Source organism: Amycolatopsis orientalis, from assembly GCF_000943515.2.
Classification (GTDB): Bacteria; Actinomycetota; Actinomycetes; order Mycobacteriales; family Pseudonocardiaceae; genus Amycolatopsis; species Amycolatopsis orientalis.
In genome coordinates, this window is the sequence record NZ_CP016174.1 from 5,565,267 (window position 1) to 5,577,947 (window position 12,681).

Annotated in this window: 13 protein-coding genes; 3 read left to right on the plus strand and 10 right to left on the minus strand. The window is 68.6% G+C overall.

Going from position 1 to position 12,681, the window contains the following annotated elements; all coding sequences use genetic code 11:
- Positions 1 to 567: 567 nt before the first annotated feature.
- The gene (locus SD37_RS24295; protein ID WP_044851801.1) at positions 568 to 1,800 is read right to left on the minus strand and encodes an HNH endonuclease signature motif containing protein; all 1,233 of its coding nucleotides are present in this window, start codon (positions 1,798 to 1,800) and stop codon (positions 568 to 570) included.
- A 63-nt stretch (positions 1,801 to 1,863) separates the two neighbouring features.
- Complete coding sequence (locus SD37_RS24300) at positions 1,864 to 2,946, minus strand: FAD-dependent oxidoreductase (RefSeq protein ID WP_044851765.1); 1,083 nt, start codon at positions 2,944 to 2,946, stop codon at positions 1,864 to 1,866.
- A gap of 81 nt (positions 2,947 to 3,027) precedes the next feature.
- Here SD37_RS24300 and SD37_RS24305 point away from each other — a divergent pair, with 81 nt between their 5' ends.
- Complete coding sequence (locus tag SD37_RS24305; RefSeq protein WP_044851764.1) at positions 3,028 to 3,591, plus strand: TetR/AcrR family transcriptional regulator; 564 nt, start codon at positions 3,028 to 3,030, stop codon at positions 3,589 to 3,591.
- Here the strand turns inward: SD37_RS24305 and SD37_RS24310 are convergent.
- From SD37_RS24310 to tdh, 4 genes are read right to left on the minus strand one after another with little or no spacing between them, the layout of a single operon-like run.
- Positions 3,588 to 4,595, minus strand: coding sequence for a TerC/Alx family metal homeostasis membrane protein (locus SD37_RS24310; protein ID WP_065912954.1), 1,008 nt, complete (start codon positions 4,593 to 4,595; stop codon positions 3,588 to 3,590). The genes SD37_RS24305 and SD37_RS24310 overlap by 4 nt on opposite strands.
- Before the next feature lie 39 nt (positions 4,596 to 4,634).
- On the minus strand, positions 4,635 to 5,549 hold the full coding sequence (locus SD37_RS24315) for a LysR family transcriptional regulator (RefSeq protein WP_044851762.1): 915 nt from the start codon (positions 5,547 to 5,549) through the stop codon (positions 4,635 to 4,637).
- Positions 5,546 to 6,727 carry a glycine C-acetyltransferase gene (locus SD37_RS24320; RefSeq protein WP_044851761.1) on the minus strand — a complete coding sequence of 394 codons (1,182 nt, stop codon included), beginning with the start codon at positions 6,725 to 6,727 and terminating at the stop codon, positions 5,546 to 5,548. Before SD37_RS24320 ends, SD37_RS24315 begins: the two co-directional genes overlap by 4 nt.
- Positions 6,727 to 7,758 (minus strand): L-threonine 3-dehydrogenase, encoded by a 1,032-nt coding sequence (tdh, locus tag SD37_RS24325; RefSeq protein ID WP_037303110.1) that lies wholly within the window; start codon positions 7,756 to 7,758, stop codon positions 6,727 to 6,729. Before tdh ends, SD37_RS24320 begins: the two co-directional genes overlap by 1 nt.
- A gap of 138 nt (positions 7,759 to 7,896) precedes the next feature.
- On the opposite strand from tdh, the gene SD37_RS24330 reads away from it, so the two are divergent.
- Complete coding sequence (locus tag SD37_RS24330) at positions 7,897 to 8,808, plus strand: CPBP family intramembrane glutamic endopeptidase (protein WP_044851760.1); 912 nt, start codon at positions 7,897 to 7,899, stop codon at positions 8,806 to 8,808.
- A gap of 45 nt (positions 8,809 to 8,853) precedes the next feature.
- Here the strand turns inward: SD37_RS24330 and SD37_RS24335 are convergent, their stop codons facing one another.
- Complete coding sequence (locus SD37_RS24335) at positions 8,854 to 9,903, minus strand: NAD(P)-dependent alcohol dehydrogenase (protein ID WP_044851759.1); 1,050 nt, start codon at positions 9,901 to 9,903, stop codon at positions 8,854 to 8,856.
- 85 nt (positions 9,904 to 9,988) lie between these two features.
- Here SD37_RS24335 and SD37_RS24340 point away from each other — a divergent pair, with 85 nt between their 5' ends.
- Positions 9,989 to 10,606, plus strand: coding sequence for a TetR/AcrR family transcriptional regulator (locus tag SD37_RS24340; protein WP_044851758.1), 618 nt, complete (start codon positions 9,989 to 9,991; stop codon positions 10,604 to 10,606).
- 7 nt (positions 10,607 to 10,613) lie between these two features.
- Here the strand turns inward: SD37_RS24340 and SD37_RS24345 are convergent, their stop codons facing one another.
- From SD37_RS24345 to SD37_RS24355, 3 genes are all read right to left on the minus strand, one after another.
- Positions 10,614 to 11,075, minus strand: coding sequence for an ATP-binding protein (locus tag SD37_RS24345; protein WP_044851757.1), 462 nt, complete (start codon positions 11,073 to 11,075; stop codon positions 10,614 to 10,616).
- Between the two features lie 107 nt (positions 11,076 to 11,182).
- Positions 11,183 to 11,788: a TetR/AcrR family transcriptional regulator gene (locus tag SD37_RS24350; RefSeq protein WP_083255307.1), complete on the minus strand. Its 606-nt coding sequence runs from the start codon at positions 11,786 to 11,788 to the stop codon at positions 11,183 to 11,185.
- 5 nt (positions 11,789 to 11,793) lie between these two features.
- The gene (locus SD37_RS24355) at positions 11,794 to 12,633 is read right to left on the minus strand and encodes a class I SAM-dependent methyltransferase (protein ID WP_044851756.1); all 840 of its coding nucleotides are present in this window, start codon (positions 12,631 to 12,633) and stop codon (positions 11,794 to 11,796) included.
- Positions 12,634 to 12,681: the final 48 nt, after the last annotated feature.

The window sequence follows — 12,681 nt, forward strand, 5'->3', positions numbered from 1 at the left end:
CGCGACAACTCCCCCAGCCAGGACCGCACCCGGCGAACCTGCCCGTCCCGGGCCGTGCCCCAAGGAGCCCATCTCCGGCAGCGAATCGTCGCCACATTTCGGCAATGACTCGGCACGGCGGTTCGTCAGGAGGAGACACCGAGGAAACCTGCCCACGCGATGCGATCACACCGTAGCCAGATTTCGGCAACAGCCCACCGCAACAACTCCCGGCCAGCACAGCACCCCTGGCGAACCTGCCCACCCCAGGCCGCGCCCCAAGGAACCCTTCCCCAGCAACGAATCGGCACCAAATTTCGGCAATGCCCAGAACAGCGGCAGCTCATCAGCCCGAGGCGCCTTCGGGCGCGATTCGTACAGCGGCGGCAACTCACGACCAAGCACCGCAGCACAGCATCACCGGCGAAACTTCAACACCAGCAACCCCGTCGCCAGATTCCGGCAATGAGCCAGAAGAGCCAGAACAGCGATGGGTCAACGACCCCAAGACACCTCCAGGCAAGATTCGACCAGCACCGACGCGACACGGCGACAAACACGACCCCGTCGCCGAATTCCGGCAACGCCTCAGAACGGCGGCGGTTCCTCCGCCAACGACACCTCCGGACGCGGTTCGTGTAGCGGCGGCGGAGCACTGTCGTAGCTCCGCCCGGTGGGCGTGGTGATGATCAGGGTGCCATCGCCGTCGAGCCGGTAGGTCCAGCCTGGTTCGTCCTTGAGCCGGTGGTCGCGGCGGCAGAGGTCGATCAGGTCGGTGGCGTCGGTGTGGCCGCCGAACTGCCACGGCACCGAATGGTCCAGGTCGCAGGCCTGCGCGGGACGGTGGCAGCCCGGTCTTCGGCACTCGCGGTCACGGACGCGGACGAACTCGCCGAGCCCCGCCGTGGGCCGGTAGCGATCACGGCCCAGGTCCAGTACCTGCCCGGAGAGGGGGTCGGTGATGATCCGGCGCAGCAAGGTGTTCGGACCGGAGGCGATGTGACGGCCCAGCTCCGCCGGGATGTGGCCGTGTCCGGCCAGTTCCGCCGGATCGTCATTCAGGCCGAGGTAGGTGGCCAGATCCATGTAGAGGAACACTTCGGCCCGTTCACTCGTGCCGCCCTGCCCACCCAAGAGGAGATCGAGCGCGACGTCGGCACGCAGCTGATCCAGGGTGCGGGTCTCGCCGCCGGTCTTGAGGGCCCGTGCTTCGCGATCGATCCGGGTGTAGGCGGCGGCGACCTTCTCGACCGGGCCGTCCTCGACCTCGATCGAGGCCACCCCTGTCTCACCGTGCCGCATACTCAGCCGACGGCCCGCGCGATGGTGCTCGGCACGCTTGGCCGCCCCTGCACGATCCACGGTCATCGCCGCGTGCCCGGCCGCCTTCCGGATCTGCTCGGAGTTCTTGCGCGGCAAGCGGTCTTCCAGTAACGCGTCGGCGGCGCGGGCGTCTTCATCGGAGAGCCACGCGGTCGCGGCGGCGACCTTCATCGCCCCGAAACCGCTCACCACACCCTGATCCATCAATCCCAGTGTGCGCGGCAAGCGGGTGGTCAGCGCCTCCGCGGCGGCGACCATCGCACCCGCGTGACTGTCCACAAAAGACAGTTCGAACGCGACTTCCTGGACAACGCCGCGCGCACCGTCGCGGTGACGGCTCAGTTGGGCCAGCGCGCGGAACCGGACCGCCTCCAGACGCGCGATCCCCTCCGACGCCGCCACCGCGACAGCGAGGGAATCCTTGTCGTCCAACGAATACAGCGAATCGTTGATCTCCCCCAAAGTGGAAGGCTCGGTTATTTCCTTGAGTAGCGCCAGAGTGGCGTTGCGGGTGTCCACTCGCCGAACGTACAACCAGCCACCGACAGTTTTGGGAAACCCTTAGCCGACAAGGGAATCGTCGTGCGCTTCGAGCAAACCTTCGACACCGTTCTCCAATTGCCGCGCGACATCCACCGAACGGGGAAGCATGGTCCTCTCGTAAGTCGCGACGGCTTCACCGATCGTGGCGGACCCGGCCAGCGCGAGGGCCAGTTCGCAGGCGTCGAGCATGGCCAGGTTGACGCCGACCCCGAGCGGCGGCATCAGGTGGGCGGCATCGCCGAGCAGGGTCACGCGCGGCGAGTGCTCCCACGTGTGCGGGACGGGCAAGACGTACAACGGGCGATCGACGTACGGGCCGTCGTTCTCGGTGATCATCCTGGTCATCCGCGGCGACCAGCCGGAGAACGCGTCGAGCAGCCGGGCGCGGATCTCCGGGGTGCCACTGGAGCCGATCCAGTCCGCGGGCAGGCGCTGGACGATGTAGACCCGGATGTGATCGCCGCCGTTGCGCTGGGCGAACAGGCAGCGGTCGCCGTCGGCCGCCATCGCGCCGCCCTGGCCGACCAGGTCGGCGAGTTCGGGGTGTGCGTTCTCGACGTCGTCGAACCAGGCTTCCAGGAAGGTGATCCCGGCGTACTCGGGCACGGCCGACGACACCGCCGGGCGCACCCGCGACCACGCGCCGTCGGCGCCGATGACCAGATCCGTCTCGACGGTCGTTCCGTCCACGAACCGCAAGCGCCCGAACGGCTCGACCCGCTCCAGAGCCCGCCCCCACCGCACAGTGCCCGGTTCCAGCGAGTCGAGCAACATCCCCCGCAGCCGGCCCCGGTCGATCTCCGGTTTGAAGAACTCGCCTTCGGCCGGGACGTGGTGGACGAGCAGCCGTCCCGCCGGATCCAGCAGGCGCATCTCCTGCCCCTCGGGACGGGCGAGCGCGAAGAACTCGTCGAGCAGGCCCGCTTCGCGCAAGGCCAGCTGCCCGTCGTCCGCGTGCAGGTCGAGGCTGCCGCCCTGGTCACGCGCCCGGGGATGCGGGTCGCGATCGTAGACGGTCACGGGGATGCCGTGCCTTTGAAGGATGCGAGCGCAGGTCAGGCCGCCGGGCCCCGCACCGATGATGCTGATTCTCGAAGTCATGACCCCAGAAAAGCAGAACGAGTTAAAAAGTGCAACGAGTCAACTTAGTGACTGTGACAACCCGTACGGTAGGGTGCGCTCATGGAGACACCGGGACGGCGTGAACGCAAGAAGGCGGCCACCCGCCAGGCGCTGGCGGACGCCGCCCTGAAACTGTTCCTGGAGCGGGGCTACGACCAGGTGAGCATCCGGGACATCGCCGAGGCCGCCGACGTGTCGACAACGACACTGTTCAAGCATTTCTCCGGCAAAGAGGCACTGGTCTTCGACGAGGCCCAAGACCGCGAAGCGAACCTGATCGCCGCTGTGCGGCAACGCCGGGCCGGGCAAACCGTGGTCGAGGCCCTGCGCGAGTACGTGCTCGCCACCTGGCTCCCGATCACGGAACACCCCCAGTACCCCGAATTCACGGCGCTGGTGAGCGGAACCCCCGCGCTCCAGGAGTACGGGGAACGCCTGTGGACCCGGCACGCCGCGGCCCTCAGCGCGGCCATCGCCGAGGACGCCGGGGTCGACGCCGACGACATCGCTTGCCGCGCGCTCGCGCGGTTCGTACTGGACATCCCGGCGCTCACCAGGGGCAGGCCGGATCCGCGCACGGACGTCGAGAAGATCTTCGACCTGCTCGAGCGGGGCTGGCGTTAGTCCTTTTCGGACTCCGACCGCGCGGGCGTGGCGCGCAGCGACCCCGGATGTGCCTTGGCCGACGGATCGTTGCGGGTCTTGAGCAGGCTCGCGACCGTCACCACGATGAGGATGCCGATGATCACCGCGAGGCTGACCGGCGTCGAGATCTCGGGAACGCTCGTGTCGATGTCGACATGGGCCCAGTGCAGGATCAGCTTGATCCCGATGAACCCGAGGATCACCGCGAGCCCGGCCGAGAGGTACACCAGCCGATCGAGCAGGCCCTTCACGAGGAAGTACAGCGCGCGCAGACCCAGCAGGGCGAAGGCGTTGGCGGCGAAGACCAGGTACGGCTCGTCGGTGACACCGAAGACGGCCGGGATCGAGTCCAGCGCGAACAGCAGGTCGACCCCGCCGATCGCGAGCAGCACCACCACCAGCGGCGTGCCCACCCGTTTCCCGTCGAGCCGGGTGATCAGCTTGCCGCCGTCGTACTCGGTGGACAGTGGCAGCAGGCGGCGCGCGGTCCGCACCACCACGTTGTTCTCGACGTCCGGATCCTCGTCACGATGCCGGAACAGCTGGATCCCGGTGTAGATCAGCAGCAATCCGAACAGCAGGAACATGAAGGAGAACAACGAAAGAAGCGTGGCACCGAGCGCGATGAAGACCGCGCGCATGATCAGCGCGACGACGATGCCGAAGGTGAGCACCTTGTGCTGATGTTCCTCGGGCACCGCGAAAGTGCTCATGATGATCACGAAGACGAAGAGATTGTCGACCGACAGGCTCTTCTCCACGATGTAGCCCGCGAAGTACTGCTGCCCGAAGTCGCCGCCGTGAGCCAGCGTCAGCCAGACGCCGAACGCCACCGCGACCAGGATGTAGCCGACCGACCAGGCCACCGCCTCGCCGAAGCCGACCTTGTGCGGTCGCACCGCCGCGAGGATGAGGTCGAGCGCCAGCAGCGCGAGCACCAGTCCGATCGTCAAGGTCCAGGTGAGGCCATCGATCTGGAGCATCCGCGCCCTGTCTTTCTTTCGGCGGCTAGTGCCCTGATCCTAAGGTCGACTCCCCCGGTCCGCATTCGCATGCCCCGGCGCCGCGTCCAGCAGCGCCGAGATCACGGTCTTGAGCAGCGGGTGGTCCGCGCTCCCCCGCCGGACGGCGGCGAACACGCGGCGCAGCGGCGGCTCGCCGCGCAACGGGACGGCGAGCGCCCCGGGCACGGCGGTGAAAGCGTTACGCGGCACCAAAGCGACCCCCTCGCCCGCGGCGACCAGGGTGGTGATCGCGTGGAAATCGTCCGAAACGTGCCGGATCTCCGGAGTCGCGCAGGCGATCATCAGCACGTCGCGACAGGGATTACCGGGTTTCGGGGCGATCCAGTCGTCGTCGGCGAGGTCGTCGATGTCCACTTCGGACGATCCGGCCAGCCGGTGCGCGGTGGGCAGCACGACGTCGAACGGCTCCACGTACAGCGGGAACCGGGTGAGCCTGCTTTCATCCGTCCGTGGCGACAGCCGGTACTCCTCGGTGATCGCCAGGTCGACCTCGCCGTCGAGCAGCAGCGGGATGCTCGCGTGCCCCTCGACGTCCTGCACCTGCATCGAGACCCCGGGCGAACCGGCGCGCAGCGCGGCGATCGCCGGCGCGACGACCATCGTGATCGCGGAGGCGAAACTCGCCAGCCGCACCAGGCCCTGTACCCCGGAGTCGAGCGCGGCCAGGGTGGCCCGCGCCCGTTCCAGTTCGGCGGCGACGGCGTTGGCGTGCACCACCATCAGTTCCCCGGCGGGGGTGAGCGAAACCCGCCTGCCCCACCGCCGCAACAGCTGCTGGCCGCACTCGGCTTCGAGGGCGGCCAGCTGCTGGGAGACCGCGGACGGCGTCAGGTGCAGCGCCTGGCCCGCCGCCGTCACGGTGCCGTGGTCGGCGAGGGCGCGCAGTACCCGCAGCCGTCGCGGATCGATCATTCGTCCATCATGGACCTTGCCGTCACGAACGCGTCGACCGCCCGGTTGACGTCGTCGGTCGAATGCGCCGCCGACATCTGCGTCCGGATCCGGGCCTTACCGTGCGGCACCACCGGATACGAGAACCCGATCACGTAGATGCCCTGGTCGAGCAGCAGATCCGCCATCTTGCCCGCCTTGGCGGCGTCGCCGATCATCACCGGGATGATGGGGTGCTCGCCGGGCAGCAGGTCGAAACCGGCTTCGGTCATCCGGCGCCGGAACAGTGCGGTGTTGGCACGCAGCTTCTCCAACAGCTCACCCGAGGAGTCCAGCAGCTCCAGCGTGGCGAGCGCGGCGGCGGTGATCGACGGCGCGAGCGAGTTCGAGAACAGGTACGGCCGGGAACGCTGCCGCAACATCTCGACGATCTCCGCGCGACCCGAGGTGTAGCCGCCGCTCGCCCCGCCCAGCGCCTTGCCGAGGGTGCCGGTCACGACGTCGACCTTGTCCCGCACGCCGAACAACTCGGGTGTGCCGCGACCGGTCGGGCCGGTGAAGCCGACGGCGTGCGAGTCGTCCACCATCACCAGCGCGTCGTAACGTTCGGCCAGCGCGCAGATCTCGTCGAGCGGCGCGAGGTAGCCGTCCATCGAGAACACCCCGTCGGTGGCGATCATCCGGTAGCGCGCGCCGGACGCCTCCTTGAGCCGCTGCTCCAGGTCGGCGACGTCACGGTTGCGGTAGCGCATCCGCTTCGCCTTGCACAGCCGGACGCCGTCGATGATCGACGCGTGGTTCAGCTCGTCGGAGATGATGACGTCCTGGTCGGTCAGCAGCGTCTCGAACAGCCCGGCGTTGGCGTCGAAACAGGAGCTGTAGAGGATCGTGTCCTCGGTGCCGAGGAATTCCGACAGCTTCGCTTCAAGTTCCTTGTGCGGCTGCTGGGTCCCGCAGATGAACCGCACCGACGCCATGCCGAAGCCCCAGCGGTCCAGCGCTTCTTGCGCCGCTTCGATCAGCTTGGGGTGGTCGGCGAGGCCGAGGTAGTTGTTGGCGCAGAAGTTGAGGACGTCGCCGTCGCCGACACGGACCGAAGCCCGTTGCGGCCCCTGGATCACCCGCTCGCCCTTGTACAGCCCGGCTTCCCGGATCTCGGCGAGTCCTGCCTTGAGGTCGTCGCGCATCGCGCCGTACATCAGTTCTCCGTCCAATCCAGAATGACCTTGCCGCAACGGCCTTCCCTGGCCGTCGCGAACGCCTTCTCGTGTTCGGTGTAGCCGAACCGGTGGGTGATCACCGGCGAGATGTCCAGCCCGGCCTGCAGCAGCACCGACATCGAGTACCAGGTCTCGAACATCTCGCGGCCGTAGATCCCCTTGATCTGGATCATCTTCAGCACGACGGCGGCGATGTCCACCGAGACGTCGGAGGCGGGCAGGCCGAGCAGCGCGACGCGGCCGCCGTGCGACATGTTCGCGATCATGTCGCGCAGCGCCTCGGGCCGTCCGCTCATCTCCATGCCGACGTCGAAACCCTCGGCCATGCCGAGCCGTTCCTGCGCGTCGGCGATGGTCGCCGACGAGACGTCCAGCGCGAGGTCGACGCCGACCTTGCGGGCCAGTTCCAGGCGGTGCTCGCTGACGTCGGTGACGACGACGTTGCGCGCGCCGGCGTGGCGGGCGATCGCGGCGGCCATGATGCCGATCGGGCCGGCGCCGGTGACCAGCACGTCCTCGCCGATGACGGGGAAGGACAGCGCGGTGTGCACGGCGTTGCCCAGCGGGTCGAAGATCGCGGCGATGTCGAGGTCGACCTCGTTGCGGTGTACCCAGGCGTTCTGTTCGGGCAGCACGGCGTACTGCGCGAAGGCGCCGTCGGTGTGCACGCCGAGCCCCTTGGTCCGGGCGCACAGGTGCCGCCGCCCGGCCTTGCAGTTGCGGCAGCTTCCGCAGACCAGATGCCCCTCGCCGCTGACCAGGTCACCCACCTTGACCGTCGTCACCGACCGGCCGATCTCGACCACCTCGCCGACGAACTCGTGCCCGATGACCAGCGGCGCGGCGATGGTGCGTGCCGCCCAGTCGTCCCACGAGTCGATGTGCAGATCGGTGCCGCAGATCCCGGCGCGCAGTACGCGGACGGCGACTTCCCCGGGGCCGACGGCGGGGTCCGGCACGTCGGTGAGTTCCAGCCCGGGTGCTCGGTCGGCTTTGACCAATGCCTTCATGGCGCGAAGTCTGACCTGTGCGTGCTGTGCGGTCCATCGCGAGTTTCTGAAATCCCTCGTTAGCGTGGCTTCACAAGGACCCCCTGGTCCTACGAAGTGATGACGCGGTTAGGCGCCCGCTTCGAAGATCCTTTTCCCGTGACGGAAAAGACCCGCACCCGGCCGGGTGCCGACCGAAGGGTCCTCATCGGCGGGCTGACGGCGTTCGCCCTCGCCCCCGCCCTGCTGCTGGCGACCGGACATGCCTCGGGCAAACCCTCCGCGGACTCGGACACGGAACTTTCCCTCGCGGGTGCCCTGCTTCCCGCGCTGGCGGGGCTCCTGCTGATCCGCCTGATCCCGCTCCGTGTACCCGGAACGCTTCCCGAAGTGCCCGATCGGCGGGTACTGGGCAGGCAGGCGACCGTCTTGGCGCTCGTCGCCTTCCTGTGGCCGCTCGCGTTGTTCCTGGTGGCGGCCGCGGGGCAGCAGGCGGCGGTCCGCGATGTCTGGGCACTGGCCAAGCCGATCGTGTTCCTGGTCCTGCCACTGCTTCTCCTGCGTGCCCTGCGGCCCGCGGGCGGAGCCGATCCTTTCCGGCTGCGGCCGGGCTGGTGGCCGCGGGAGACCTGGCGTTGGCTGGCGCCGATTCCGGCGGTACTCGTGTTCGGCTGGCTGTCCGTATCGGGCCCGCTCGCCCCGCCGCTTCCCACCAGCGAGGACTATCCCGACCCGGTGTACCTCGCGGTCGGCGCGACACTGACCTTCTTCACCGCGAACGTGCTCGAAGAGGTCTTCTACCGCGGCATGCTGCAGACCCGGCTGGAGGCGCTTTTCGGCCGATGGCCCGGAATCCTGCTGGCGTCGCTGCTGTTCGCCTGGCTGCATCTGCCGACCCACGGCCAGGGCGCCTCACCCTGGGCCGGACTTCCGCTGACCCTGGGCACGATCGTGGCCTTCCAAGGATTCTTCGGCCTGTTCGCCGGCTACCTCTGGTCCCGCTACCGCAACCTGTGGGCACAGGTGGCCGCGCATACCGCGGTCAACACCTTGCCGCTGCTGCTGATGTGAAACGGCGGCCGGCCTCCCTAGGGAAGACCGGCCGCCGTCAGGGGGTCACGCGCCGATGGTCGCCGTGTCGATGACGAACCGGTAGCGGACGTCGCTGTTCTCGACCCGCTCGTAGGCCACGTTCACCTGGTCGGCCGAGATCGTCTCGATCTCCGCGCCGATCCCGTGCTCGGCGCAGAAGTCGAGCATCTCCTGGGTCTCGGCGATACCGCCGATCATCGACCCGGCCAGCACCTTGTTCCCGCCGAGCAGCGAGAAGGCGTTGTAGGACAGCGGTTCGCCGGGCGCGCCGACGTTCACCATCGCGCCGCCGACCCGCAGCATGCCGAGGTAGGAGTCGACCGGCAAGGTCGCCGAAACGGTGTTGAGGATCAGGTCGAAGCGGCCACGCAGGGCCTGGAACGTCGACGGGTCGCCGGTCGCGAAGTAGTCCTTCGCGCCCAGCTTCAGGCCGTCTTCCTGCTTCTTCAGGCTCTGGCTGAGCACGGTGACCTCGGCGCCCATGGCGACCGCGATCTTGACCGCGAGGTGGCCGAGCCCGCCGAGGCCGACCACGGCGACCTTCTTGCCGGGGCCGGCGCCCCACCGGTTCAGCGGGGAGTAGGTGGTGATGCCCGCGCACAGCAGCGGCGCGGCGACGTCGAGGCCGATTCCCTCCGGGATCCGGCAGACGAACGCGTCCTTCACCACGACCTGGCGGCTGTAACCGCCGTAGGTGTTCTCGCCGTCGAAGCCGACGGCGTTGTAGGTCTGGACGTTGCCCTTGACACAGAACTGCTCGGTGCCCGCGACGCAATACTCGCATTCGCCGCAGGAGTCGACCATGCAGCCGACCCCGACGCGGTCCCCGACCTGGTACTTCGTCACCGCGGACCCGACCGCGGCGACGACGCCGGCGATCTCGTGCCCCGGCACCATCGGGAAGATCGCGGTCCCCCAGTCCTCCTTGACCTGGTGGATGTCGCTGTGGCAGATACCCGCGTACGCGATGTCGATCAGCACGTCGTCCGGGCGCAGGTCGCGACGTTCGATCGTGGTCGGCGACAGCGGGGCGCCCGGGGACGGCGCGGCGATGGCGTGCGTGGTCGTGCTCATGAAACCCTCCGAGAAACAGTGAGACCATGTAAGAGGTCACTTACAACGACGTAAGAGGGCTCTTACATATTCCACGACCTGGGGTGTGATCCACGACATGGGCGGCAAGTACCACCACGGCGACCTTCGCGCGGAACTCGTGCGGGTCTCGCTCGACCTGATCGCCGAGCAGGGACTCGCCGGCTTCTCCGTCGCCGAGGTCGCCCGCCGCGCGAAGGTGAGCCCGGGCGCGCCGTACCGGCACTTCGCGGACAAGGAGAGCCTGATGGCCGCCATCGCCGCCACAGTGGCGTGCCAGCTGGCCGACCGGGTGCACGACGCCATCGAGGCCGAATCCGACCCCGTCGCCGCCCTCGCCGCGGCCGCGGGCGCCTACACCGGGTACCTGATCGAGCGCCGCGCCGGGATGAACATCATCTACGCCGACGGCCTTCAAGGACCGGAGCACGCGGCTTTGCACGAGCAGACCCGCCGCCTGACCGACCAGTTCCTCATGCTCTGCCTCACCGTCACCGACCGGCCGCAGGACGGGCTCGAACTGATGGAGCAGCTGTTCACCCAGGCGCACGGTTACGGCACGTTCCACCTCGACGGTGTCTTCACGAAGCAGGGCTATTCCACGGAAGTCGTCGTCCGGAAGTCGGTGGACGCCGCCCGCGCGGCGATCAAAGGCCGCGCGGAAAGACAAGGCCACGCCCCTTAGGAAACGGTCAGTCCCGGGAGTGCTTCCCCCGCACGCGCGGGAGCGCCTCCGGACAGCCGCCGTCGCAGCGGATATGCGCCCAGACGAGCTTCCCGCCGCGCACCGACTCACGCCGGACGCCCCATTGGACCGCCACGCCGTCGACCACGAGCAGGCCGCGTCCGCGCGGATCCTCGAACTGCGAACGGCGCGCCCGAGGCTGTTCGACGCTGACATCCGCGACCTCGATGCGGATCGCGCACGGCGACACGCCGCGCCACAGCTGGATGTGGCGCGCGCCACCCCCGTGCACGTAGGCGTTGGCGAGGAGTTCCGTGGCCGCGAGCAGGACGTCGTCGAGGTGGCCTTCGCCGAGGTCGGGAAGGCATCTGGCCACCCAGGCGCGCATGTCCGGCAACGCCCGCGGCGTCGTGGCCCGCAGATCCAGCACCCAGGTTCCCGGAACCGGATGCTCCGCGATGCTGATCATGGAGACACCCTTCCCGTCGCACGGCCTCTTTGCTGAAGCCGCACGATCGGGTTACCCAGAACTCACGGCGATCAACCGGAAGCCGCCGTGGCCGGTATGACCCCAGGTCAGCGCGCCGCGATACCCTCCAGCACCGTCGCGACCACGGCGTCGATCCCTGGCGTGGTGACCACCCCCGGACCGTGCGGGAACAGGCCGGAGAGCACGGTTTCGTGGCAGACGCCGACCAGCATCGCCGTGACGGCTTCGAGATCGCCGGAAATCCGGCCGAGTTCCTTTTCCGCGCGCAGATATCCGGCGAGACGGTCGCGCCAGTTCCCGCCGTCCGCGGTCAGCGCGCCGAACCGCTCGAGTACGGCGGGCCGGGCGAGCAGCCCGGCGAACGCGGGCAGGATCTCCTTGTGCAGAGCCAAACCGTAGACCAGTTGCGCGCGGAGACCGTGCTCGACGGTACCCGAACCGGGCTCGGGCAGCTCGCCGAGTCCGCGTTCGACACTTCGGACATGCGCCACCAGGGCGTTGGCCAGCAACTCCTCCTTGTCGGCGAAGTGGTTGTACAGCACGCCGTCGGCGACGCCCGCCTCACGGGCGATCGCCCGTACCGTGAGTTCCGCGGTACCCCGCAGGGAAATCAGCCGGGCGGCCGTGGCGACCAGATGTTCGCGCAGGCTGTCTTCACTGTCGCGCAGGGCGGCCGCTTTCCTCGGTGACATCGGGCTCAGCGTGCCACGGACGCCGTGACCGACCACGCCGACCCTCGCAACCGGACCCCGCCTGGTCCCGCGAACGGCCGTAGCGCGGCGGAAAGTGCCTCCCGTGCGCCGTCCGCGGCGTCGGCGCCCGCCTGGTCGAGGTGGTACTTGACCGGTCCCCAATCGGCGATGAAACCCGCGGCGTCGGACACGTCGCTCCCCCAGACCTGGTCCGCCTCGACGCGGGTGCACCGGACGTCCCGGAATCCGGCCTCCGTGAGCACCGACCGGATCCGCGCGGGATCGGCGAACGACGTCGGCCCGGTACCGTCCTCACCGGTGGGCATCGGCAGAAACGGTGCCAGGGCACCGAAAACGACACCCAGATCGGTTCCGGCGAGTTCGGTCATGCAGAGGAACGCGAGCCGCCCTCCAGGCCGCAGCGCTTGGCGCACGTTGGCGAAGGCGGCGACGGGATCGGCGAAGAACATCACCGCGAACCGGCTGAGCGCGACGTCGAAAACGGCTTCCCCGAACGGGAAGACCTGGACGTCACCCTGTTCGAACACCACGTTCGCGACGCCCTCCTCCGCCGCGCGGGCCCGCGCCGTGGCGAGCATCGGCCCGGACAGGTCGACGCCCGTCGCGCCCCCGAGCGCGGCGCGGACGGCGGCGAGCCGGGTGACCTTCCCGTTTCCGCAGCCGATGTCCAGCACCCGATCCCGTTCACCGATCCCGGCGGCGTCGAACAGAATCTCGTTGAACCCCTCGTTCACGGCGTCGTAGCGCTCGGCGTGCGCCGCCCAATGCCGTCCCTCGTAGCCGTTCCACGCCTCCGCCTGCGCGGTGTTGACGATGCCGGTCATCGGGGCCTCCTTAGTTATGAACACACGTTCATGAACACATGTTCATAA

Bases quoted from the DNA above. Each gene is read 5' to 3' on its own strand.
- SD37_RS24320 (WP_044851761.1), bottom strand. From the start codon at position 6,727: ATGTACGGCGCGATGCGCGACGACCTCAAGGCAGGACTCGCCGAGATC.
- SD37_RS24315 (WP_044851762.1), bottom strand. From the start codon at position 5,549: ATGATCGATCCGCGACGGCTGCGGGTACTGCGCGCCCTCGCCGACCAC.
- SD37_RS24310 (WP_065912954.1), bottom strand. From the start codon at position 4,595: ATGCTCCAGATCGATGGCCTCACCTGGACCTTGACGATCGGACTGGTG.
- SD37_RS24355 (WP_044851756.1), bottom strand. From the start codon at position 12,633: ATGACCGGCATCGTCAACACCGCGCAGGCGGAGGCGTGGAACGGCTAC.
- SD37_RS24335 (WP_044851759.1), bottom strand. From the start codon at position 9,903: ATGAGCACGACCACGCACGCCATCGCCGCGCCGTCCCCGGGCGCCCCG.
- SD37_RS24350 (WP_083255307.1), bottom strand. From the start codon at position 11,788: ATGTCACCGAGGAAAGCGGCCGCCCTGCGCGACAGTGAAGACAGCCTG.
- SD37_RS24300 (WP_044851765.1), bottom strand. From the start codon at position 2,946: ATGACTTCGAGAATCAGCATCATCGGTGCGGGGCCCGGCGGCCTGACC.
- SD37_RS24345 (WP_044851757.1), bottom strand. From the start codon at position 11,075: ATGATCAGCATCGCGGAGCATCCGGTTCCGGGAACCTGGGTGCTGGAT.
- SD37_RS24305 (WP_044851764.1), top strand. From the start codon at position 3,028: ATGGAGACACCGGGACGGCGTGAACGCAAGAAGGCGGCCACCCGCCAG.
- tdh (WP_037303110.1), bottom strand. From the start codon at position 7,758: ATGAAGGCATTGGTCAAAGCCGACCGAGCACCCGGGCTGGAACTCACC.